Origin of the sequence: Streptomyces sp. CB01580 (genome assembly GCF_001905795.1) — a bacterium.
Taxonomy (GTDB): Bacteria; Actinomycetota; Actinomycetes; order Streptomycetales; family Streptomycetaceae; genus Streptomyces.
Map to the genome: position 1 here is coordinate 141,360 of NZ_LIXJ01000020.1, position 21,707 is coordinate 163,066.

Sequence of the window (21,707 nt, forward strand, 5' to 3'; positions counted from 1 at the left end):
CGCCCATGACCGGCATCGCGGTGCTCGGCAGCACCAACATGGACCTTGTCGTATACGTCGCACGGGCCCCGCGGCGCGGAGAGACCGTCACGGGACGGGAGTTCCGCACCATTCCCGGCGGCCAGGGCGCCAACCAGGCCGTCGCGGCCGCCCGCGCGGGCGGCGACGTGACGATGATCGGCGCGGTCGGCAACGACACGTACGGCACCCTGCTCCGCAGCGGACTGGAGCACGCGGGCGTCGACACCGATCTGCTGCACACCGCCGAAGGCCCCAGCGGCACCGCGCACATCGTCGTCGACGACCTGGGCGGCAACTCCATCGTGGTGATCCCCGGCGCCAACGGCACCGTCACCGCGCTCGGCCACGGCGAGACGGCCGCGATCGCCGCCGCCGAGCTGCTGCTCCTCCAGCTGGAGCTGCCGCTGTCCGTCGTGATGGACGGGGCGCGGGTCGCCCGCGACCACGGCGTGCGCACCCTGCTCACCCCCTCCCCCGTACGGCCGCTCCCTTCCGGACTCCTGGACTGCGTCGACCTGTTGATCCCCAACGAGCGCGAGGCGTCCGCCCTGACCGGCGTCACCGACCCGCACGCGGCGGCCCAGATCCTGCTCGGCCGGGTCCCCGAGGTCGTCGTCACCCTCGGCGCGAAGGGCTGTCTGTACGCGGCCCGGGACGGCGAACCCGTCCTCCTCCCCGCCCCCGAGGTCACCGCCGTCGACACCACCGGTGCCGGGGACACCTTCGTCGGCACCCTGGCTGTGGCGCTCGGTGAACGACGGCCCGTGTCCGAGGCACTGGCCTGGGCGACGTCCGCCGCCGCGCTGTGCGTGCAGCGGCCGGGCGCGTCGGTCTCCATGCCGTACCGCAGCGAGATCGACGCCGCGTGAACGCGCCCGCGCAGGCACCCCTGACCGGTCTGCGGGTCGTCGACCTCGCCACACTCTTCGCGGGCCCGCTCGCCGCCACCATGCTCGGGGACTTCGGCGCCGAGGTGATCAAGGTGGAGCACCCGCGCAGGCCCGACCCCTCGCGCGGGCACGGCCTCTCGAAGAACGGTGTCGGCCTGTGGTGGAAGATTCTCGGCCGCAACAAACGCAATCTGACCCTCGATCTCTCCGCCCCCGCCGGGCGCGACCTCCTGCTCCGGCTGGCCGCGGGCACCGACGTGATCATCGAGAACTTCCGGCCCGGGACGCTGGAGCGCTGGGGCCTGGGCCCGGCCGAGCTGCACGCCGTCAACCCCCGGCTGGTGCTGACCAGGGTCACCGGCTTCGGTCAGTTCGGCCCGTACGCGCACCGTCCCGGCTTCGGCACCCTGGCGGAGGCGATGAGCGGGTTCGCCGCGATCACCGGGGAGCCGGACTCCCCGCCCACGCTGCCGCCGTTCGGACTCGCCGACTCGATCGCGGCGCTCGCCACCGCGTACGCCGTGATGACCGCGCTCGCCGGCCGCGACCGGACCGGCGAGGGGCAGGTCGTCGACATGGCGATCATCGAGCCGATCCTGACCGTGCTCGGCCCGCAGCCCCTCTGGTACGACCAGCTCGGCCACGTCCAGCCGCGCACCGGCAACCGCTCCCGCAACAACGCCCCGCGCAACACGTACCGCACCTCGGACGGGGAGTGGGTCGCGGTCTCCACCTCCGCGCAGTCGGTCGCGGAACGGGTCGTGCGGCTGGTCGGCCGGCCGGAGCTGATCGACGAGCCCTGGTTCGGTTCCGGCACCACCCGCGCCGAGCACGCCGAAGAACTCGACGAGGCGGTCGGCGACTGGATCGCCCTGCACACCCGCGCCGAGGCGCTCCGCGCGTTCGAGAAGGCGGAGGCGGCGATCGCGCCCGTGTACGACATCCGCGACGTGATGGAGGACCCCCAGTACCGGGCACTGGGCTCCATCGCCGAGGTCGACGACCCGGAGCTCGGACCGCTGCGGATGCAGAACGTCCTGTTCCGCCTCTCCGGGACACCCGGCGCGATCCGCTGGGCGGGACGGCCGCACGGCGCGGACACCGACGAGATCCTCACCGGGCTCGGCCTGTCGGCCCCGGAGATCGCCGCGCTGCGGGCGGAGCACGTCCTGTGACGACGGCGGTCCCGCTCACCCTGCTCTACGTCCCCGGCGACCGGCCGGAGGTGGTGCGCAAGGCGCGCGGCGCGGGCGCGGACGTGGTGATCGTCGACCTGGAGGACGCGGTCGCCCCCGACCGCAAGGAGTACGCCCGGTCGGCCACCGCCGAACTGCTGTCCGAGGCGTCCGACGACACCGCCGTGCCGCTCCACGTCCGGGTCCACACCGAGGCGGACGTGCGCGCCCTGGCCGACCTGCCGGGTCTCACCGAGCTCCGGCTGCCCAAGATCACGCACGCGGCCACCGTCCACCACCTCGCGGCCGTGGCCCCGGGGGTGGCGTTGTGCCCGCTGCTGGAATCCGCCCTCGGCATCGAGCACGCGTACACGATCGCCGCCGCCCATCCCCAGGTGCGCTCCGTCGCCCTGGGCGAGGCCGACCTCCGGGCCGATCTGGGGGTACGGGACGACTCCGGGCTCGACTGGTCGCGCAGCCGGGTCGTGGTCGCCGCCCGCGCGGCCGGGCTCGCTCCCCCCACCCAGTCGGTGTTCCCCGACGTGCGCGACCTGGACGGGCTGCGCGCGTCCTGCGCACACGGCCGGTCCCTGGGCTTCCTGGGCCGGGCGGCGATCCACCCCCGCCAGCTCCCCGTCATCGAGCGGGCGTTCCGGCCCACGGCCCAGGAGGTCGAGGCGGCGGAGGAGATCGTGGCGGCGGTGGTGACGGAGCAGGGCGCACTCGCCCTGCCGGACGGCCGGTTCGTCGACGCGGCCGTGGTGGCCTCGGCCCGCCGCACCCTCGCCCTGGCACACCGGGCGCGCTGACGGGCCGGATCCGAGGCGGACACGGACCGGGACGGCCAGCGTGTCACGTCACAGGAGTGCCTTCGGGGTGTTTCCCGGAACGGCCGGAGGCGGGGCGAGGAGTGGGACGGCCGGCGGTCCCATGACGGGGGAAGACGGTCCGGCCGGTGTCATCCGCCTGGTCCGCGCAGTGGGCGTGCACACCCCACGTAACCTCTCTTACGTGCCAGCCTCCCGCCTGTATCGCGTCGCCGTCCTCGTGCTCGAAGGTGCGAAGCCGCTCGACGTCGGAATTCCCGCGCAGGTCTTCGCGACCCGCGCGAGCATGCCGTACGAGGTGCGGGTGTGCGGGGCGGCACCCGGTCCCGTGACCGGCGGCGACGGCCTGTCGTACGGTGTCGCCCACGGCCTCGACGCACTTGCGTGGGCCGACATCGTCTTCGTCCCCGGCTACCGGTTCCCTGACCGCGACGACCCCCCGCGGGCCGTCCTCGACGCACTGGTCGCCGCCCATGCCCGGGGCGCCCGGCTCGCCGCCATCTCGACGGGCGCCTTCGCGCTCGCCGCCACGGGCCTGCTCGACGGCAGGCGCGCCACGACGCACTGGCACTACACGCGGGCACTGGTGACACGGCATCCGCTCGTTCAGGTCGACGAGAACGTTCTGTTCGTCGACGAGGGCAGCGTCCTGACGTCGGCCGGCGCCGCCTCGGGCATCGACCTGTGCCTGCACATCCTGCGCGGCGACCTCGGAGTGGCCGCGTCGAACCATGCGGCCCGACGCCTCGTCGCAGCCCCCTACCGCAGCGGCGGTCAGGCACAGTACGTGCCACGCAGCGTGCCCGAGCCACTCGGCGAGCGCTTCGCCGCCACCCGCGAGTGGGCGCTGCACCGGCTCGACCAGCCCCTCACCCTCGAAGCACTCGCCCGGCAGGCGGCGGTGTCGCCGCGCACGTTCTCGCGGCGCTTCGTCGAGGACACGGGATACACGCCGATGCAGTGGGTCATGCGGGCCCGCGTCGACCTGGCCCGCGAACTGCTCGAACGTTCGGAGCGGAGCGTCGAGCAGATCGCCACCGACGTCGGTCTCGGCACCGGCGCCAACCTGCGGTTGCACTTCCAGCGGATCCTCGGCACGACGCCGAGCGAGTACCGGCGCACCTTCACACAGGGGGAGTAACCCACTACCACCTGGCGAGATGCTTTTGAACCGTGGCGATCATGCCGCTGTCGCGGGCGGACGAAGCAGGCGACAGTGATGGCGAACCGAAGGGACACCATTCATGACTCGCATCGCCATCAACGGATTCGGCCGCATCGGACGCAACGTGCTGCGCGCACTGCTGGAGCGCGACAGCGACTTCGAGGTCGTCGCCGTCAACGACCTCACGGAGCCCACCGCGCTCGCCCGGCTGCTGGCCTACGACTCGACGTCCGGCCGCCTCGGCCGCCCGGTGAGCGTCGACGGGGACGTCCTCGTCGTGGACGGCCGCCGCATCAAGGTGCTGGCCGAGCGCGAGCCGTCGCAGCTGCCGTGGGCGGAGCTCGGCGTGGACATCGTCCTGGAGGCCACCGGCCGCTTCACCTCGGCGAAGGCCGCCCGCGGCCACCTCGACGCGGGTGCGAAGAAGGTCCTGGTCAGCGCCCCGTCGGACGGTGCGGACGTGACGCTCGCGTACGGCGTCAACACCGACGCGTACGACCCTGACGTGCACACCATCGTCTCGAACGCCTCCTGCACCACCAACGCGCTCGCGCCGCTGGCCGCGGTGCTCGACGAGCTCGCCGGCATCGAGCACGGCTTCATGACGACGGTGCACGCCTACACGCAGGAGCAGAACCTGCAGGACGGCCCCCACCGCGACCCCCGCCGCGCCCGCGCCGCCGGGGTCAACATCGTGCCGACCACCACGGGCGCCGCCAAGGCGATCGGCCTCGTGCTGCCGAGCCTCGACGGCAAGCTGTCGGGCGACTCGATCCGTGTGCCGGTCCCGGTGGGCTCGATCGTCGAACTCAACACGACCGTCGCCCGCGACGTGACGCGCGACGAGGTGCTGGCCGCGTACCGCGCCGCCGCCGAGGGGCCTCTCGCCGGCGTACTGGAGTACTCGGAAGACCCGCTCGTGTCGTCCGACATCACGGGCAACCCGGCTTCGTCGATCTTCGACTCGGCCCTCACCCGGGTCGACGGACGCCACGTCAAGGTGGTCGCCTGGTACGACAACGAGTGGGGCTTCTCGAACCGCGTGATCGATACGCTCGAACTCCTCGCCACCCGCTGACCCGCCACCTCCGGCGACCGCCCCGCCCGGGCCTCTCCGGTGAGCGCTTCAGTCGGCCAGTCGGGCCGACTGAAGCGCTCCTTGCCTTGTCGGCGGGTTGATTCCGGCCCTTCGGCCGCACTCCCGGCACCGCGGCGTCGAGCGTTCCCGGCCACGCCTCCCCTGCGTCTTGAGGGCCCGGACGGCCCTGGTGAAGCGGTTCGACGCAACCCTGGGAGGGCTGCGCGGCGTGAGCCTGGCCGACTTCACGATGCTGCTGCGCCTGGGCCGGAGATCGCCAAGCCGACCGGGCCCGGTCCAGGTGATCCGAAGACGTCCTGGCACGAGACGCGGACCAGCGCCTGCAACGCGGACGAACGTGCGAGCGAGGCGGTCACCGCGGTGACCGCCTCGCGTCGGGACGTGGACCAGCCGCACAACGGACTCGAAGAACTGCGCCGCGACGTCCGGGAGGTGCCGTCGCTACTGCGCATCACGGCACCGGTGGCGGTCGGCGGCGCGGGGACACCGGGCCGAACGGCCCGGTGTCCCCGCGCACAAGGCTCAAGCCTTCTCGGCCGCCTTCGCGGCAGCGTTCTTCTCCGACGGCTTCGTGTCGGACGCGGCCGCGGTGTCCGAACCGCCCGCCGTGCCCGGGACGTCACCGTCCTCGACGTTCTTGCCGTCCGTCGCGTCCTTCGCGGCGTCGGCGTCCAGCGCCGCCTCCTCGGCCGCCGCCGGCTCCACGATCTCCTCGCGGCCCGGTCGCAGCTTCGCGGAGAGCACCATGTAGACGACCGCCAGCACGAACACGATCAGCGCGGTCCACACGTTCAGGCGCAGGCCCAGGATGTGGTGGGCCTCGTCGACCCGCATGTACTCGATCCAACCGCGCCCCGCGCAGTACGCGGCGACGTACAGCGCGAACGCCCGGCCGTGTCCGAGCCGGAAACGGCGATCCGCCCAGATCACCAGCAGGGCGACGCCGATGCACCACAGCGACTCGTACAGGAACGTCGGGTGGTACGTGCCGGCGACCCTGTTGGGGCCCTCGCTGATCTTCAGCGCCCACGGCAGATCGGTCGGCCGGCCGTACAGCTCCTGGTTGAACCAGTTGCCCCAGCGGCCGATCGCCTGGGCCAGCGCGAGGCCGGGTGCGAGGGCGTCCGCCCAGGCGGGCAGCGGGATGCCGCGACGGCGGCAGCCGATCCAGGCGCCCACGGCACCGAGCGCGACCGCGCCCCAGATGCCGAGTCCGCCCTGCCAGATCTTGAAGGCATCGACCCAGTTCTCGCCCTCGCCGAAGTACAGCTGGTAGTCGGTGATGACGTGGTAGAGACGGCCGCCGACGAGGCCGAAGGGCACCGCCCAGACGGCGATGTCGGCGACGGTGCCGGCACGGCCGCCCCGGGCGACCCAGCGCTTGTTGCCGAACCAGACGGCGACGAAGACACCGATGATGATGCAGAACGCGTAGCCGCGGAGCGGGATCGGGCCGAGATTGATCACGCCGGTCGACGGGCTGGGAATGTAGGCAAGGTCCATGGCAAGGTCGACGCTACCCTGCCGGGTGGGGCCCGGGGCAAGCCGCTCGGCAACGTCTGCGTAACAGGCACGTCGTCCCCGCGCCCCGCAGCCCACGCCTCCCCCGCCCGTTTCCCGCGTCCCGCGCCCTCACGGCTCATGCCTTCGCGACCCGTTTCCCCGGCCCGGGAGGCGGCTCTCCGCAGGCCCGGGAAGGCGAGGCGCTCCCCGGGCCGTCAGCGCGCAGCGGTCAGGAACCCGACGGAGCGGGCGGTGCCACGGCGGGCGGGGGCGCGGCCGGCCGGGTCGTGGCGGACGCGCCCGCGGCGGGCGTCGGTGCGGCGGACGCGGGGGCGGACGTGTGGGTCGCGGACGCACCGGAGGCAGGCGTGCCGGAGGCGGGGGCGCCGGACGCGGGCGTGGGCGTGCCCGTGGCGGGCTTCCTGCCCTTCTCGGCCTCGGCGACCCACTTCTTCAGGTTCGCCACGGTGATCGGTTCGTTCCCCTTCTTCGGGAAGATCGGGTCGCCGTTGAGCAGCACGGTCGGCGTGCCGCCGAATCCGCTGTTCTGGAACACCGCGTTGGACCTCTGGACCCAGCTGTCGTGCTTCCCGTCGTTCACACAGCCGCGGAAGGCCGGGGTGTCGAGGCCCGGGACCTTGCCCGCGAGATCGATCAGCTTGTCGTTGTCGGCGAAGGCGTCGACGGACTCCTGCGGCTGGTTGCGGTAGAGGAGGTCGTGGTAGGCGGAGAACTTGCCGGCGTCCTGCGCGCAGGCCGCCGCGTTGGCCGCCCGCAGCGATCCCGAGCCGCCGAGATTGCCGTCGATGATCGTGGCCAGGTGGTACTCGGTCCTGATCCGTCCGGCCCGCTCCAGCTCGTGGAAGGTGTCCCGGAAGGCGTTCTCGAACTGGGCGCAGACCGGGCAGCGGAAGTCCTCCCAGATGGTGAGCGTGGACGGGGCGTCGTCCGGGCCGGACCGGATGGCCAGGCCGTCCTTGCCGGTGGCGCCGGACGGTGCGACGAGGGGACCCGCCGCCTTCTCCTTCTCCCCCTTGCCGCCCGTGTTCGCGGCGATCACGCCGACGACGGCGGCCAGCCCCAGCACCCCCACCACGGCGCCGCCGACGATCATCGACCGCCTGCGTCGCTCGCGGGCCTTCTCTCGCTCGCGCTGCTGGACGAGCCGGTCTCGCGCGGCCCTTTTTCCCTGTTCGTTCTTCTCGCTCACACCCGCAGCAACGAACCGGGGAGGCACACGCGTGCCTCCCCGGTCCAGGTCCACCCGTTCGGATGACTCCCGATGCGGGTCGTCCGGGTGGGTGGTCCGGCCGCGGATCTCGCGGCCGGACCTTCTCAGCGCTTTCGGACGCCCTCGGCGAGTTCACCCGCCAGAGTGCGGACCGCGGCCAGGCCGGCCTCCTCGTCGGGGGCGTCGAGCATCCCCTTGACGAAGGCGGAACCGACGATCACCCCGTCCGCGAAGCCCGCGACCTCGGCGGCCTGCCGGGCGTTCGAGACTCCGAGGCCGACGCAGACCGGGAGGGACGTGGTGGCGCGGGTGCGCTCGACCAGGTCCTGGGCCTGCTCGCCGACGGACTCGCGGGTGCCGGTGACGCCCATCAGCGAGGCCGCGTAGACGAATCCGGAACCGGCCGCCGTGATGGTGGCCAGGCGCTCGTCCTTGCTGCTGGGGGCGACCACGAAGACGGTCGCCAGACCGCGCTTGTCGGCGTGCTCGCGCCACAGCGCGGACTCCTGGACCGGCAGGTCGGGCAGGATGCACCCGGCGCCGCCCGCCTCGGCGAGTTCGGCGGTGAAGCGCTCGACGCCGTACCGGTCGATCGGGTTCCAGTACGTCATGACGAGGATCGGAGCGCCGGTCGCCTCGTGCGCCTCGCGGACCGTGCGCATCACGTCCGCGATCCTGACGCCGCCGCGCAGGGCGATGTCGTCGGCGGTCTGGATGACCGGCCCGTCGAGGACCGGGTCACTGTGCGGCAGCCCCACCTCGACGATGTCCGCGCCGCCCGCCACGACCTCCTTCACCGCGGCGATCGCGCCGTCGACGGTCGGGAAGCCCGCCGGGAGGTACGCGATGAGCGCCGCCCTGTTCTCCGCCTTCGCCCGCGCGAGGGTGGAACTCAGCAACTCGACATTGCCGCTCACTTGGTGACCTCCTCTTCCCCGTCGGCCACATCGGCCTCGACGACCCCGTCGGTCTCGTCGTACAGCCCGAAGTAGCGGGCCGCCGTGTCCATGTCCTTGTCGCCGCGGCCGGACAGGTTGACCACGAGCAGTCCGTCCTTGCCGAGTTCCTTCCCGACCTCCAGGGCCCCGGCCAGCGCGTGGGCGCTCTCGATCGCCGGGATGATCCCCTCGGTGCGGGAGAGGAGACGCAGCGCCTGCATGGCGGCGTCGTCGGTGACCGCGCGGTACTCGCCGCGGCCGGTGTCCTTCAGGTACGCGTGCTCCGGGCCGATGCCCGGGTAGTCCAGACCGGCCGAGATGGAGTACGGCTCGGTGATCTGGCCCTCGTCGTCCTGGAGGACGTAGCTGCGCGAGCCGTGCAGGATGCCGGGCTCGCCCACGGTCAGGGTCGCCGCGTGCTCCCCGGTCTCCACGCCGTGCCCGGCGGGCTCGCAGCCGATCAGCCGGACGCGGGCGTCCGGGATGAAGGCGTGGAAGAGGCCGATGGCGTTGGAGCCGCCGCCCACGCAGGCGATCGCGGCGTCCGGCAGCCGGCCGGTGTGCTCCAGGATCTGGCGGCGCGCCTCGACGCCGATGACCCGGTGGAAGTCGCGGACCATGGCGGGGAAGGGGTGCGGTCCGGCGACGGTGCCGAAGAGGTAGTGCGTGTGGTCCACGTTGGCGACCCAGTCGCGGAACGCCTCGTTGATGGCGTCCTTGAGCGTCCGGGAGCCGGACTTCACGGCGATGACCTCGGCGCCGAGCATCCGCATCCGTGCCACGTTCAGTGCCTGGCGCTGTGTGTCGATCTCGCCCATGTAGATGGTGCAGTCGAGTCCGAAGAGCGCGCAGGCGGTGGCGGTGGCGACGCCGTGCTGGCCGGCCCCGGTCTCGGCGATGACCCGGGTCTTGCCCATGCGCCGGGTGAGCAGCGCCTGGCCCAGCACGTTGTTGATCTTGTGCGAGCCGGTGTGGTTCAGGTCCTCGCGCTTGAGGAAGATGCGGGCCCCGCCCGCGTGCTCGGCGAAGCGCCGGACCTCGGTCAGCGCGCTGGGGCGGCCGGTGTAGTCGACCATCAGCGCGTTCAGCTCGGCGGCGAAGGAAGGATCGGCCTTCGCCTTGTCGTACTCGACGGCGACCTCGTCCACGGCGGCGACGAGCGCCTCCGGAATGAACTTGCCGCCGAACGCACCGAAGTAGCCCTCGGCGCTGGGGATCAGACCCTCCGGGTCCGGAATGAAGAAGTCAGATGACATCCGACGTGCTCCTCGACATCGCAACAGGTGGGTTCACCGTATGCGCCGTGAGCGGAGCGCCGCCGCGACCGGGAGCGGTCGGGCGGTGCGGGCATACGTACAGAGGTGGTGCGGGTACGTCGACCGGGGCTCGCTACGGCGCGGACCCCGTGCGCCATCGCATGCCGTTGACCTGACCGGGCTCGTCGCCGATCACGTACCGCACCCTTCGGCCGTGCACCCGGCGCGCCGGGGCGCGGCAGCCCCGGTGCCAGAAGGGCGGCGCGCAGCGCCTCGGCTGGGGATGGTCGAGGGGGACGAGCGGGTGACCGCCGCGCGCCGACGGCACGTACGGGCCCCGGGCAGCCGTCGCACCGGCCGGGCGCGGGGCCTGCCGGGTGCGGGACGGCTCGGGACGGTCGGCGGTCACGGTCGCGGTCAGCCCCGTCCGTGCCGCAGCGCCGGGTGGGCACCCGCGGCGACCAGGTCGGCGACGGCGCCCCGGGGGTCGCGGCCGGTGACCAGGGACTCGCCCACGAGCACCGCGTCGGCGCCCGCGTTGGCGTACGCGATCAGGTCGTGCGGGCCTCGGACACCGGACTCCGCGATCTTGACGATGTGGTCCGGGATCTCGGGGCCGACGCGCTCGAAGGTGGAGCGGTCGACCTTGAGGTCCTTCAGGTTGCGCGCGTTGACGCCGATCACCTTCGCCCCGGCGTCCACGGCACGCTCGACCTCCTCCTCGTCGTGCACCTCGACGAGCGGGGTCAGGCCGATGGACTCGGCCCGCTCGATCAGGGAGACCAGGGCCTCCTGGTCGAGGGCGGCGACGATCAGCAGGGCGAGGTCGGCGCCGTAGGCGCGGGCCTCCCAGAGCTGGTACGAGGTGACGATGAAGTCCTTGCGCAGGATCGGGATGTCGACCTTGGCGCGGACGGCCTCCAGGTCGGCGAGCGAACCGCCGAACCGGCGCTCCTCGGTGAGGACCGAGATGACGGACGCGCCGCCCGCCTCGTAGTCCGCGGCGAGCGCGGCCGGGTCGGCGATCGCGGCGAGCGCCCCCTTGGAGGGGCTGGACCGCTTGACTTCGCAGATGACGCTGACGCCCTCGCCGCGCAGGGCCGCGGCCCCGTCCTTGGCCGCGGGAGCGCGCCGCGCGCGTTCCTTCAGCTCGTCGAGGCCGACACGCGCCTGCCGCTCCGCGAGGTCGGCACGTACGCCATCGATGATCTCGTCGAGCACACTCACGCGAGCGGCCCCCCTTCCTGGAAGGTGATGAGGGAACAGGATCAGCCATGTCAATGCTATCCGCAGGAGGGCCGAGGCCCGAATCCGGTCGGCGGTCGTCCCACCAGCTGAACGGTCAGGGCGCCAGCGCCGCCCCGAACGGGAGGTTCCGGACGACCGAGAAGACGATCAGCACGGCCCCGATCCCCCACCAGACGGCGGGGCCCGCGGCGATGCTCATGGGCCTTCCCCGGGCGGCGCGGGCCGTCCAGACCACCCACAGGACGGCGAAGAGCACGTATCCGGCCACGGCTAGGGCATTGGAGCCGAGGGCGGCGGCGATGTCGCCGTGCGCGAAGGCGTGGGCGCTGCGCAGACCGCCGCAGCCCGGGCAGTACAGGCCGGTGAGCCGGAGCAGCGGGCAGGCCGGGTAGTGGCCCGGCTCGTTGGGGTCGACGGCACCGACGTAGCCGAAGGCCCCGACGACAGCGGCCATGACGCCCACCGGGACGGCGAGCCGCCGCAGGCGTGCGCCGGGCCCGGGCCCGGGGGCCGGGGCAGGGGGCAGGAACGGCGGCCGACCGGGCGTCGGCGGGCGGGCGGCGTCCGCGGGCCCGGGGCCGTGCGACGGCGGTGCGGCAGAAGTCGGCGATGCGTCCACCCGGTGATTGTCCCCGCTGACGCGGAAAGGCGCAGCCCGTACCCGGGCTGCGCCTCGCGTTCGTGCGGCTTTCGCGCGTGTCAGGAGATCTGCGCCTGTGCGGCGCGTGCCCGGGCGGCGGCCACCTCCGGCGTCTCCTTCGGCGTACCGAGGCCGGCCATCTTCATCGCGAGGCCGACGACCCCGCCGAGGAGGATGATGCCCATGCTGGCCCAGAACCCGACCGGGTTGGCCGCGACCATGAAGATGCCCCCGGCGCAGAAGCCGAAGAAGGAGATGAGGACACCGGTCCAGGCGGCCGGGGTGTGTCCGTGGCTGCTGCCCGCCATGAGTTGCTCCTTGTTGGTGTTGCGCTGTTGGTGTCGCTGTACGCAAAGCTGGTGGCGCTGTGGTGCCGCTGTGCAGAAAGCTCCGCCCCATTGTCCCGTACGTGCGGGTAGGGCGTGAGCTGGGGGTCTAGCCCGTCGGGTCCTCGCCCCGGTCCAGGGCCTTCCAGAGGTCCTCGGGCCGGTCCGGGTCCGGGGCCCTGCCCGCGGCCCGGCGCGGGCGGGGTGTGCCGTCCCGCTCGTACCGGCCCGACATGCCGGGCCAGAGTCTGCCGTAGCGCAGGGCGAGCAGCCCGGCGAGGAGGATCAGCAGGCCGCCCGCGGCGGTGACGTAGGGCCACGCGGTGTGGGCGAGGGCCTGCACGGTGGCCGAGGTGTCGCCGGTGGTCCGCGCGGCCTTCTCGTCCAGCGCGGAGCTGTCGAAGGCGCCGAGGCCGGCGCTCAGTGCGGCGCCGAGGCCGCTGAGGGCGAGCAGCCCGGCGACGACCAGCCGTCCGCCGCCGCGGACGGCGAAGACGGCGACGAGGGCGGCCAGGCCGACGACGGCGAGGGCCGCCGGGAGGCCGGTGACGTCCTGGCCGTCGGCCGTCAGGGGCAGGGAGCCGCCGACGACGGACGCCCGGCCCTCGGCCCAGGTCTGGCCGGAGGCGAGCAGGACGACGGTGGCGCCGGCCGCCCCGAGGAGCAGGCCGGCGGCCAGGCTGCGGCGGCTCGCCGCGGCGCCGGGTGCGGCGGCCGTGCGGGTACGGGGCTGGGGTACGGGGACAGCACTCACGTACCCCACTATCCCTCACGGCCCGGTCCGTGGCCGGACGCGGGGTCCCCCGCCCGCCGCGAGGGCCCCCGCCGCCTCATACGCCGCCGAGCCGGTTGGCGGTGTGGACGGCCCGGAGCACCGCCGCGGCCTTGTTGCGGCATTCGGTGTCCTCGGCGACCGGGTCGGAGTCGGCGACGACGCCCGCCCCGGCCTGGACGTACGCCGTGCCGTCACGGAGCAGCGCCGTCCGGATCGCGATGGCGGTGTCGGAGTCCCCGGCGAAGTCGAGGTAGCCCACACAGCCCCCGTACAGGCCGCGGCGGCTCGGTTCCAGCTCCTCGATGATCTGCATCGCGCGGGGCTTGGGGGCGCCGGAGAGGGTGCCCGCGGGGAAGCAGGCGGTCAGCACGTCGAAGGCGGTGCGGCCCTCGGCGACCCGGCCGGTGACGGTGGAGACGATGTGCATCACGTGCGAGTACCGCTCGATCGACATGAAGTCGACGACCTCGACGGTGCCGGGTTCGCAGACCCGCCCCAGGTCGTTGCGGCCGAGGTCGACGAGCATGAGGTGCTCGGCGCGTTCCTTCGGGTCGGCGAGGAGTTCCTCGGCGAGGGCCTGGTCCTCCTGCGGGGTGGCGCCGCGGTGCCTGGTCCCGGCGATCGGGTGCACCATGGCCCGTCCGTCCTCGACCTTGACGAGGGCCTCCGGGCTGGAGCCCACGACGTCGAATCCGTCGAACCGGAAGAGGTACATGTACGGGGACGGGTTGGTGGCGCGCAGCACCCGGTAGACGTCCAGCGCGCTCGCCGTGCACGGGGTCTCGAAGCGCTGGGAGGGCACGACCTGGAACGCCTCGCCGGCCCTGATGCGTTCCTTCACGTCCTCGACGGCGCGCTGGTACGACTCGCCGCCCCAGCACGCGGTGTACGGCGGCAGCTCGGAGGGCGGGAGGACGGCGGGGGCGTTCTCGACGGGGCGCGAGAGGTCCCGTTCCATGGCGTCGAGGCGGGCGACGGCGTCCGTGTACGCCTCGTCGACGCCGGTCACGAGGTCGTTGTGGTTGATCGCGTTGGCGATCAGCAGGACACTGCCGTCCCGGTGGTCGAGGACGGCCAGGTCCGAGGTGAGCAGCATGGTCAGCTCGGGGAGGCGCAGGTCGTCCGTCGTGCTGTCGCCGATCCGCTCCAGGCGACGCACGACGTCGTAGCCGAGGTAGCCGACCATGCCTCCGGTGAACGGGGGCAGCCCGGCGTCGGCGACCAGGTCGCGCGGGGTGTGGAGGGTTTCGACGGTGGCGCGCAGGGCCTCCAGCGGATCGCCGTCGACGGGGACGCCGACGGGCGGGGTGCCCAGCCAGTGCGCCCGGCCGTCGCGTGCGGTGAGGGTGGCGGCGCTGCGCACGCCGATGAAGGAGTAGCGCGACCATGTGCGGCCGTTCTCCGCGGATTCGAGGAGGAAGGTGCCGGTGCGCCCGCCCGCGAGTTTGCGGTAGAGGCCGACCGGGGTGTCGCCGTCCGCGAGGAGCCTGCGGCTGACGGGGATGACGCGCCGTTCGACGGCCAGCTTGCGGAACGTGTCGAGATCCATGGCGCCGAACCCTACTGGGCGAGCGGGAGGACGTCGGCGTCGAAGCAGGTGCGGTCGCCGGTGTGGCAGGCGGCACCCGTCTGGTCGACCTTGACGAGGACGGTGTCGGCGTCGCAGTCGAGGGCGACGGACCTGACCGTCTGGATGTGGCCCGAGGTGTCGCCCTTGACCCAGTACTCGCGACGGCTGCGGGACCAGTAGGTGCAGCGGCCGGTGGTGAGGGTGCGGTGCAGGGCCTCGTCGTCCATCCAGCCGAGCATCAGCACCTCGCCGGTGTCGTACTGCTGGGCGATGGCCGGGAAGAGCCCGTCGGCACCGCGCTTGAGGCGGGCGGCGATGTCCGGGTCGAGGTTGCTCTGCGGCGTCGGGGTGCCTGGGGCGGGCGCGCTGGTCATGCGCCCATTGTGCCGTGGCCGGGGGTCGGTCCGGGGCGGCGTCCGCTGGGCGGACCGGGCGCGGTGGTCGTACGCTGGCGGGCATGTCGACCCATGCGAAGCGTGAACGACTCCTGCTCGCCGACCTGTTGGAAGCGGCGGGACCGGAGGCCCCGACCCTGTGCGAGGGCTGGACGACCAGGGACCTGGCCGCCCATGTGGTGGTGCGGGAGCGCCGGCCGGACGCGGCGGGAGGTGTGGTGCTGGGCGTCCTGAAGAACCGGCTCGACCGGGTGCAGGCGGAGTACGCGGCGAAGCCGTACGAGGAACTGATCCAGCTGATCCGCACCGGGCCGCCGCGGATGTCCCCGTTCGGCCTGAAGCAGATCGACGAGGCGGCCAACACCGTCGAGTTCTACGTGCACGCGGAGGACGTGCGCCGGGCCCAGCCGGACTGGTCGCGGCGCGAGCTGGACCCGGTCTTCGCCGATCTGCTGTGGTCGCGGGCCGAGCGGACGGCCCGGATGCTGGGCCGCAGGTCCCCGGTGGGGCTGGTGCTGCGCCGCCCGGACGGCCAGACGGTGGTGGCCCACAAGGGCACCCCGGTGGTGACGGTGACCGGCGAGCCGGGCGAGCTGCTGCTGTTCGCGTTCGGCCGCCAGGACGCGGCGGTGGTGGGGCTGGACGGCGACCAGGAGGCGGTGTCCCGGCTGCGGACGGCGGAGCTGGGGATGTAGGCCCGGGGCTGCCCCGACGGCGTTCGGCAGGAGCCGTCCGCCGTACCGGCCGATGCGCGGCGGGTACGGCGGACGGGATGCCCGTACGGTCAGCGGACCGGGTGTCCGGCTTCTCTGAGCGCCGCCTTGACCTCGGAGATCCGCAGGTCGCCGAAGTGGAAGACGGACGCGGCGAGCACGGCGTCGGCTCCCGCGGCGATGGCCGGCGCGAAGTCCGCGAGCCGGCCGGCGCCGCCGGAGGCGATGACGGGAACGGTCACGTGCTTGCGCACGGCCGTGATCATCTCGGTGTCGTAGCCGTCCTTCGTGCCGTCGGCGTCCATCGAGTTGAGCAGGATCTCGCCCGCGCCCAGCTCGGCGGCCCGGTGCGCCCATTCGACGGCGTCGATGCCGGTGCCCCGGCGCCCGCCGTGCGTGGTCACCTCGAAGCCGCCGGTGGGGGTGCGCCGGGCGTCCACGGAGAGCACCAGGACCTGGCGGCCGAAGCGCTCGGCGATCTCCCGGACGAGGTCGGGGCGGGCGATCGCGGCGGTGTTGACGCCGACCTTGTCCGCGCCGGCCCGCAGCAGCCTGTCGACGTCGTCGGCGGTGCGGACGCCGCCACCGACCGTGAGCGGGATGAACACCTGTTCGGCGGTGCGCCGCACCACGTCGTAGGTGGTCTCGCGGTCGCCGCTGGACGCGGTGATGTCCAGGAAGGTCAGCTCGTCGGCGCCCTCGGCGTCGTACAGCTTCGCCATCTCGACGGGGTCGCCCGCGTCGCGCAGGTTCTGGAAGTTGACGCCCTTGACGACCCGGCCGGCGTCCACGTCCAGGCACGGGATGACGCGTACCGCGAGGCTCATCGCGCACCTCCCCGGTACGCCTCGACCTCGACCTCGACGACCAGGCTCGGGTCCACGAGGCCCGCCACGATCAGCATCGACGCGGCGGGGCGGACGTCGTCGAACAGCTCCTTGTGGGCGCGGCCCACCTCGTCCACGTCCCGGGCGTGGGTGACGTACATCCGGGTGCGGACGACGTCCTCGCGGCCCAGGCCGAGCTGCTTCAGCGCGTCGAAGGCGACCCTGAAGGAGGTGACGGTCTGCTCGTACGGGCCGCCTGCGGAGATCTGCCCGTTCTCCACCGAGGTGCAGCCGGAGACCAGGACGAGGCCGTTCGGCAGCTGGACCGCACGGGAGTAGCCGAATCTCTCCTCCCAGGGGGCGCCCGAGGAGACGCGGTTGACGGATTCGGTCATTCCGAGACCACCCTCAGTGCTTCTTCGAGGGTGAACGCCTTCGCGTAGAGCGCCTTGCCGACGATCGCGCCCTCGACGCCGTCCGGGACGAGCGCGGAGACGGCGCGCAGGTCGTCGAGCGAGGAGACGCCGCCGGAGGCGACGACGGGCTTGTCGGTGGCGGCGCAGACGTTCTTCAGGAGGTCCAGGTTGGGGCCCTGGAGGGTGCCGTCCTTGGCGATGTCGGTGACGACGTAGCGGGCACAGCCCTCGGAGTCGAGGCGGGCGAGCGTCTCGTAGAGGTCGCCGCCGTCGCGGGTCCAGCCCCGGCCGCGCAGCGTGGTGCCGCGCACGTCGAGGCCGACGGCGATCTTGTCGCCGTGCTCGGCGATGACCTTGGCGACCCACTCGGGGGTCTCCAGGGCGGCGGTGCCGAGGTTGACCCGGGTGCAGCCGGTGGCGAGGGCGGCGGCGAGCGAGGCGTCGTCGCGGATGCCGCCGGAGAGCTCGACCTTGATGTCCATGGAGCGGGCGACCTCGGCGATCCGCTCCCGGTTGTCCCCGGTGCCGAAGGCGGCGTCCAGGTCGACGAGGTGCAGCCATTCCGCGCCCGACCGCTGCCAGGCGAGGGCCGCCTCCAGCGGGTCGCCGTAGGAGGTCTCGGAACCGGACTCGCCGTGGACGAGGCGGACGGCCTGGCCGTCGCGGACGTCGACGGCGGGGAGGAGTTCAAGCTTCGGCATTACAGCGTCTCAATCCAGTTGGTCAGCAGCTGGGCGCCGGCATCGCCGGACTTCTCGGGGTGGAACTGGGTGGCCCACAGGGCACCGTTCTCCACGGCTGCGACGAACGGCTCGCCGTGGGTGGCCCAGGTGACCCGGGGCGCGCGGATCTTGGGGTTGGTGACCTCCAGGCTCCATTCGTGCACGGCGTAGGAGTGCACGAAGTAGAACCGGGCGTCCGGGTCGAGCCCGGCGAACAGCTGGGAGTCCTCGGGCGCCCGCACGGTGTTCCAGCCCATGTGCGGCACGACCGGGGCCTTCAGCGGGCCGACGGTGCCGGGCCACTCGTCCAGCCCCTCGGCCTCCACGCCGTGCTCGATGCCGCGCTCGAAGAGGATCTGCATCCCGACGCAGATGCCCATGACGGGCCGGCCGCCGGCCAGCCTGCGGCCGATGACCCATTCGCCGCGGGCCTTGCGCAGCCCCTCCATGCAGGCGGAGAACGCGCCGACGCCGGGCACCAGCAGCCCGTCGGCGTTCATCGCCGCGTCGTAGTCGCGGGTGATCTCGACGTCCGCGCCGACGTGGGCGAGGGCCCGTTCGGCGGACCGGACGTTGCCGAAGCCGTAGTCGAAGACGACGACCTTCTTCTTCCCGCACTTCGTGTTGTCGCTCACCAGTCGTACCTCAGTCCCAGAGTCCCTGGATCCGCATGACGCCCGCGACCAGGCACATCGCGGACCCGAGCCCGAGCAGGACGATGACGCCCCTGGGCATCTTCTGCTTCGAGAAGGAGTAGACGCCGCCGGCCAGGAACAGGCCGACGACGATCAATATGGTGTTGAGGCCGGTCACAGCGCGCCCTTCGTGGAGGGGATGATCCCGGCGGCCCGGGGGTCGTGCTCGCTGGCGTAGCGCAGGGCGCGGGCGAGCGCCTTGAACTGGCACTCCACGATGTGGTGGGCGTTGCGCCCGTACGGGACGTGGACGTGCAGGGCGATCTGCGCCTGGGCGACGAAGGACTCCAGGATGTGCCGGGTCATCGTCGTGTCGTAGGTGCCGATCATGGGCGCCATGTTCTCCGGCTCGGTGTGCACCAGGTAGGGGCGTCCGGAGAGGTCGACGGTGACCTGGGCGAGCGACTCGTCCAGTGGGACGGTGCAGTTGCCGAAGCGGTAGATGCCCGTCTTGTCGCCGAGGGCCTGCTTGAACGCGGCGCCGAGCGCGAGGGCGGTGTCCTCGATGGTGTGGTGGGTGTCGATGTGCAGGTCGCCGTCGGTCTTGACCGTGAGGTCGAACAGCCCGTGCCTGCCGAGCTGGTCGAGCATGTGGTCGTAGAAGCCGACGCCGGTCGACACGTCGACCGAGCCGGTGCCGTCGAGGTCTATCTCGACGAGCACCGAGGTTTCCTTGGTGGTGCGTTCCACTCTGCCTACGCGGGCCGCGCGGGTCATGCGTCGTGCTCCTTCTTGATCTCACGTGCGACCGATGCCGTCGGTGCGTCGGCCGCGGGTCCGTCGAGCAGTCCGTCGACCGCGTCGAGGAACGCGTCGTTCTCCGCCGGGGTGCCCGCGGAGACCCGCAGCCATCCCGGTACGCCGTTGTCCCTGACCAGGACGCCCCGGTCGAGGATCCGACGCCAGGCGGTGTGGCTGTCGGCGAAGCGGCCGAACTGGACGAAGTTCGCGTCCGATTCGACGACCTCGAAGCCCTTGGCGCGCAGCTCCTCGACGATCCGGTCCCGCTCGCTCTTGAGCTGGGCGACGTACCCGAGCAGCGTATCGGTGTGCTCCAGGGCGGCGAGGGCGGTGGCCTGGGTGATGGAGGACAGGTGGTACGGCAGCCGCACGAGCTGGACCGCGTCGACGACGGCCGGGTCGGCGGCGAGGTAGCCGAGGCGGAGCCCTGCGGCGCCGAACGCCTTCGACATGGTGCGCGAGAGCACCAGGTGCGGACGGCCCTCGATCAGCGGGAGCAGCGAGGGGTGGTGGCTGAACTCGCCGTACGCCTCGTCGACGACGACCATCGACGGCCCGGCCGCCTGGGCCGCCTCGTACAGGGCGAGGACGGTCTCCGCGTCGACGGCGGTGCCGGTGGGGTTGTTGGGCGAGGTGATGAAGACGATGTCGGGCCGGTGCTCGGCGATCGCCTTCCGGGCGGCCTCGACGTCGATGGTGAAGTCCTCGTTGCGCGGACCGGAGATCCAGCCGGTGCCGGTGCCGCGGGCGATGAGGGCGTGCATGGAGTACGAGGGCTCGAAACCGATCGCGGTGCGGCCGGGGCCGCCGAAGGTCTGGAGCAGCTGCTGGAGCACCTCGTTGGAGCCGTTGGCGGCCCAGACGTTGGCGAGGCCGACCTCGTGCCCGGCGGTGCGGCTGAGGTAGCGGGCGAGCTGCGTGCGCAGTTCGACGGCGTCCCGGTCGGGGTAGCGGTTGAGGTCGCGGGCGGCCTCGCGGACGCGTTCGGCGATCCGGTCGACGAGCGCCTCGGGCAGCGGGTAGGGGTTCTCGTTGGTGTTCAGCCGTACGGGCACGTCGAGCTGCGGCGCGCCGTAGGGGGACTTGCCGCGCAGTTCGTCCCGGACGGGGAGGTCGTCGATGCGCACGGGGCGTTCGGAGGAAGTGCTCACCGGTTCGGCACCTTCCATCCGAAGCGGGCCTTGACGGCCGCGCCGTGGGCGGGCAGGTCCTCGGCCTCGGCGAGCGTGACCACGTGGTGCGCCACGTCGGCGAGGGCGCCGCGCGTGTAGTCGACGATGTGGATGCCGCGCAGGAAGGACTGCACGGAGAGCCCGGAGGAGTGACAGGCGCAGCCACCGGTCGGCAGCACGTGGTTGGAGCCCGCGCAGTAGTCGCCGAGCGAGACCGGGGACCAGGGGCCGACGAAGATCGCGCCCGCGTTCTTCACGCGCTCGGCGACGGCGGCGGCGTCGGCGGTCTGGATCTCCAGGTGCTCGGCGCCGTACGCGTCGACCACGCGCAGCCCCTCGTCGAGGCCGTCGACCAGGACGATCGCGGACTGCCTGCCGCTCAGGGCGGGGAGGATCCGGTCCTCGACGTGCTTGGTGGCGGCGACCTGCGGCTCCAGTTCCTTGGCGACCGCGTTCGCGAGTTCCTCGGAGTCGGTGACGAGCACGGCGGCCGCGAGCGGGTCGTGCTCGGCCTGGCTGATCAGGTCGGACGCGACGTGCACCGGGTCGGCGGTGTCGTCGGCGAGGACGGCGATCTCGGTCGGTCCGGCCTCGGTGTCGATGCCGATGCGTCCCGTGAAGTAGCGCTTGGCGGCGGCGACCCAGATGTTGCCGGGGCCGGTGACCATGTTGGCGGGCGCGCAGGTCTCGGTGCCGTACGCGAACATCGCGACGGCCTGGGCGCCGCCGGCCGCGTACACCTCGTCGATGCCGAGGAGGGCGCAGGCGGCGAGGATCGTCGGGTGCGGCAGGCCGCCGAACTCCTTCTGCGGCGGGGACGCGAGCGCGACGGAGGCGACGCCGGCCTGCTGCGCGGGCACGGCGTTCATGATCACGGAGGAGGGGTAGACGGACCGGCCGCCGGGCGCGTAGAGCCCGACCCGCTCGACCGGGACCCACTTCTCGGTGACGGTGCCCCCGGGCACGACCCGGACGGGGTGCGGGGCGCGGCGCTGCTCGGCGTGGACGAGGGTGGCGCGCGCGATCGACTCCTCCAGGGCCGCGCGGACGAGCGGGTCCAGTCCGGCCAGCGCCTCGGTGAGCGCGGCGGCGGGGACGCGCACCCGGTCCAGGCGCACGCCGTCGAACCTCTCCGCGTACTCGATCAGCGCCGCGTCGCCCCGATGATGCACGTCCTCGCAGATGGGCCGCACCTTCTCCAGGGCGGCTTCCACGTCGAACTCGGCACGGGGCAGCAGGTCGCGCAGTGCTCGGCCCTCGGGGAGGGCGTCGCCGCGCAGATCGATTCGAGAGATCACACCGCAATTCTCGCAGACCGCACCCGTCGTCCCGGTGTCCGTATCACTGGCTGATACGTGTCCC

Annotated in this window: 24 protein-coding genes; 6 read left to right on the plus strand and 18 right to left on the minus strand. The window is 72.8% G+C overall.

The annotated features are described in order from the left end of the window. The first annotated feature begins 5 nt into the window (after positions 1–5). The 5 genes from rbsK to gap all read left to right on the plus strand — a co-directional run bounded on the left by rbsK (position 6) and on the right by gap (position 5,156). On the plus strand, positions 6–890 hold the full coding sequence (gene rbsK, locus AMK22_RS25715; RefSeq protein ID WP_073788944.1) for a ribokinase: 885 nt from the start codon (positions 6–8) through the stop codon (positions 888–890). Then, positions 887–2,086, plus strand: a complete 1,200-nt coding sequence (locus tag AMK22_RS25720) for a CaiB/BaiF CoA transferase family protein (RefSeq protein WP_073788754.1) — start codon at positions 887–889, stop codon at positions 2,084–2,086. Before rbsK ends, AMK22_RS25720 begins: the two co-directional genes overlap by 4 nt. Beyond that, the gene (locus tag AMK22_RS25725) at positions 2,083–2,895 is read left to right on the plus strand and encodes an HpcH/HpaI aldolase/citrate lyase family protein (RefSeq protein ID WP_073788755.1); all 813 of its coding nucleotides are present in this window, start codon (positions 2,083–2,085) and stop codon (positions 2,893–2,895) included. The genes AMK22_RS25720 and AMK22_RS25725 overlap by 4 nt, the downstream gene beginning before the upstream one ends. Positions 2,896–3,097: 202 nt before the next feature. After that, complete coding sequence (locus AMK22_RS25730) at positions 3,098–4,054, plus strand: GlxA family transcriptional regulator (RefSeq protein ID WP_073788946.1); 957 nt, start codon at positions 3,098–3,100, stop codon at positions 4,052–4,054. Between the two features lie 103 nt (positions 4,055–4,157). After that, positions 4,158–5,156 (plus strand): type I glyceraldehyde-3-phosphate dehydrogenase, encoded by a 999-nt coding sequence (gap, locus tag AMK22_RS25735; protein ID WP_073788756.1) that lies wholly within the window; start codon positions 4,158–4,160, stop codon positions 5,154–5,156. Between the two features lie 543 nt (positions 5,157–5,699). Here the strand turns inward: gap and lgt are convergent. From lgt to hisI, 10 genes are all read right to left on the minus strand, one after another. Further along, positions 5,700–6,680, minus strand: a complete 981-nt coding sequence (gene lgt, locus AMK22_RS25745; RefSeq protein WP_073788757.1) for a prolipoprotein diacylglyceryl transferase — start codon at positions 6,678–6,680, stop codon at positions 5,700–5,702. A gap of 229 nt (positions 6,681–6,909) precedes the next feature. Then, positions 6,910–7,890, minus strand: coding sequence for a DsbA family protein (locus AMK22_RS25750; RefSeq protein WP_073788948.1), 981 nt, complete (start codon positions 7,888–7,890; stop codon positions 6,910–6,912). Between the two features lie 125 nt (positions 7,891–8,015). Beyond that, positions 8,016–8,828, minus strand: a complete 813-nt coding sequence (gene trpA, locus AMK22_RS25755; RefSeq protein WP_073788758.1) for a tryptophan synthase subunit alpha — start codon at positions 8,826–8,828, stop codon at positions 8,016–8,018. After that, a complete protein-coding gene (gene trpB, locus AMK22_RS25760) occupies positions 8,825–10,105 on the minus strand; it encodes a tryptophan synthase subunit beta (RefSeq protein WP_073788759.1) in 1,281 nt (426 codons plus the stop codon). The genes trpA and trpB overlap by 4 nt, the downstream gene beginning before the upstream one ends. Before the next feature lie 417 nt (positions 10,106–10,522). Next, positions 10,523–11,332, minus strand: coding sequence for an indole-3-glycerol phosphate synthase TrpC (gene trpC, locus AMK22_RS25770; RefSeq protein ID WP_073788761.1), 810 nt, complete (start codon positions 11,330–11,332; stop codon positions 10,523–10,525). 115 nt (positions 11,333–11,447) lie between these two features. Then, positions 11,448–11,972, minus strand: a complete 525-nt coding sequence (locus AMK22_RS25775) for a DUF2752 domain-containing protein (RefSeq protein ID WP_073788762.1) — start codon at positions 11,970–11,972, stop codon at positions 11,448–11,450. Positions 11,973–12,052: 80 nt separating this feature from the next. Continuing rightward, complete coding sequence (locus AMK22_RS25780) at positions 12,053–12,301, minus strand: HGxxPAAW family protein (RefSeq protein ID WP_073788763.1); 249 nt, start codon at positions 12,299–12,301, stop codon at positions 12,053–12,055. Between the two features lie 127 nt (positions 12,302–12,428). Further along, positions 12,429–13,082: a TIGR02234 family membrane protein gene (locus AMK22_RS25785; RefSeq protein ID WP_073788764.1), complete on the minus strand. Its 654-nt coding sequence runs from the start codon at positions 13,080–13,082 to the stop codon at positions 12,429–12,431. A 67-nt stretch (positions 13,083–13,149) separates the two neighbouring features. Next, the gene (locus AMK22_RS25790; protein ID WP_073788765.1) at positions 13,150–14,643 is read right to left on the minus strand and encodes an anthranilate synthase component I; all 1,494 of its coding nucleotides are present in this window, start codon (positions 14,641–14,643) and stop codon (positions 13,150–13,152) included. An 11-nt stretch (positions 14,644–14,654) separates the two neighbouring features. Next, positions 14,655–15,038, minus strand: a complete 384-nt coding sequence (gene hisI, locus AMK22_RS25795) for a phosphoribosyl-AMP cyclohydrolase (protein WP_073788766.1) — start codon at positions 15,036–15,038, stop codon at positions 14,655–14,657. Between the two features lie 83 nt (positions 15,039–15,121). Between hisI and AMK22_RS25800 the strand changes: the two genes are divergently transcribed. Further along, positions 15,122–15,754, plus strand: coding sequence for a TIGR03085 family metal-binding protein (locus AMK22_RS25800; RefSeq protein ID WP_073788767.1), 633 nt, complete (start codon positions 15,122–15,124; stop codon positions 15,752–15,754). Positions 15,755–15,843: 89 nt separating this feature from the next. Here AMK22_RS25800 and hisF read toward each other — a convergent pair whose 3' ends face one another. The 8 genes from hisF to hisD are packed head-to-tail and all read right to left on the minus strand — an operon-like array spanning position 15,844 to position 21,643. Continuing rightward, a complete protein-coding gene (gene hisF, locus AMK22_RS25805; RefSeq protein WP_073788768.1) occupies positions 15,844–16,599 on the minus strand; it encodes an imidazole glycerol phosphate synthase subunit HisF in 756 nt (251 codons plus the stop codon). Beyond that, complete coding sequence (locus tag AMK22_RS25810) at positions 16,596–16,994, minus strand: RidA family protein (protein ID WP_073788769.1); 399 nt, start codon at positions 16,992–16,994, stop codon at positions 16,596–16,598. Before AMK22_RS25810 ends, hisF begins: the two co-directional genes overlap by 4 nt. Beyond that, positions 16,991–17,716 (minus strand): bifunctional 1-(5-phosphoribosyl)-5-((5-phosphoribosylamino)methylideneamino)imidazole-4-carboxamide isomerase/phosphoribosylanthranilate isomerase PriA, encoded by a 726-nt coding sequence (priA, locus tag AMK22_RS25815; protein ID WP_073788770.1) that lies wholly within the window; start codon positions 17,714–17,716, stop codon positions 16,991–16,993. The genes AMK22_RS25810 and priA overlap by 4 nt, the downstream gene beginning before the upstream one ends. Then, a complete protein-coding gene (gene hisH / locus AMK22_RS25820) occupies positions 17,716–18,372 on the minus strand; it encodes an imidazole glycerol phosphate synthase subunit HisH (RefSeq protein ID WP_073788771.1) in 657 nt (218 codons plus the stop codon). The genes priA and hisH overlap by 1 nt, the downstream gene beginning before the upstream one ends. A gap of 10 nt (positions 18,373–18,382) precedes the next feature. Next, the gene (locus AMK22_RS40190) at positions 18,383–18,550 is read right to left on the minus strand and encodes a hypothetical protein (protein WP_199883315.1); all 168 of its coding nucleotides are present in this window, start codon (positions 18,548–18,550) and stop codon (positions 18,383–18,385) included. Continuing rightward, entirely contained in the window at positions 18,547–19,149 is a 603-nt protein-coding gene (gene hisB, locus AMK22_RS25825; RefSeq protein WP_073788772.1) for an imidazoleglycerol-phosphate dehydratase HisB, read from the minus strand. Before hisB ends, AMK22_RS40190 begins: the two co-directional genes overlap by 4 nt. Beyond that, positions 19,146–20,324 carry a histidinol-phosphate transaminase gene (locus AMK22_RS25830; RefSeq protein WP_242434133.1) on the minus strand — a complete coding sequence of 393 codons (1,179 nt, stop codon included), beginning with the start codon at positions 20,322–20,324 and terminating at the stop codon, positions 19,146–19,148. The genes hisB and AMK22_RS25830 overlap by 4 nt, the downstream gene beginning before the upstream one ends. After that, positions 20,321–21,643, minus strand: coding sequence for a histidinol dehydrogenase (gene hisD, locus AMK22_RS25835; RefSeq protein WP_073788774.1), 1,323 nt, complete (start codon positions 21,641–21,643; stop codon positions 20,321–20,323). Before hisD ends, AMK22_RS25830 begins: the two co-directional genes overlap by 4 nt. Positions 21,644–21,707: the final 64 nt, after the last annotated feature.

Bases quoted from the DNA above. Each gene is read 5' to 3' on its own strand.
- priA (WP_073788770.1), bottom strand. From the start codon at position 17,716: ATGCCGAAGCTTGAACTCCTCCCCGCCGTCGACGTCCGCGACGGCCAG.
- AMK22_RS25790 (WP_073788765.1), bottom strand. From the start codon at position 14,643: ATGGATCTCGACACGTTCCGCAAGCTGGCCGTCGAACGGCGCGTCATC.
- AMK22_RS25800 (WP_073788767.1), top strand. From the start codon at position 15,122: ATGTCGACCCATGCGAAGCGTGAACGACTCCTGCTCGCCGACCTGTTG.
- trpB (WP_073788759.1), bottom strand. From the start codon at position 10,105: ATGTCATCTGACTTCTTCATTCCGGACCCGGAGGGTCTGATCCCCAGC.
- AMK22_RS25780 (WP_073788763.1), bottom strand. From the start codon at position 12,301: ATGGCGGGCAGCAGCCACGGACACACCCCGGCCGCCTGGACCGGTGTC.
- lgt (WP_073788757.1), bottom strand. From the start codon at position 6,680: ATGGACCTTGCCTACATTCCCAGCCCGTCGACCGGCGTGATCAATCTC.
- gap (WP_073788756.1), top strand. From the start codon at position 4,158: ATGACTCGCATCGCCATCAACGGATTCGGCCGCATCGGACGCAACGTG.
- AMK22_RS25810 (WP_073788769.1), bottom strand. From the start codon at position 16,994: ATGACCGAATCCGTCAACCGCGTCTCCTCGGGCGCCCCCTGGGAGGAG.
- hisI (WP_073788766.1), bottom strand. From the start codon at position 15,038: ATGACCAGCGCGCCCGCCCCAGGCACCCCGACGCCGCAGAGCAACCTC.
- rbsK (WP_073788944.1), top strand. From the start codon at position 6: ATGACCGGCATCGCGGTGCTCGGCAGCACCAACATGGACCTTGTCGTA.
- hisF (WP_073788768.1), bottom strand. From the start codon at position 16,599: ATGAGCCTCGCGGTACGCGTCATCCCGTGCCTGGACGTGGACGCCGGC.
- hisB (WP_073788772.1), bottom strand. From the start codon at position 19,149: ATGACCCGCGCGGCCCGCGTAGGCAGAGTGGAACGCACCACCAAGGAA.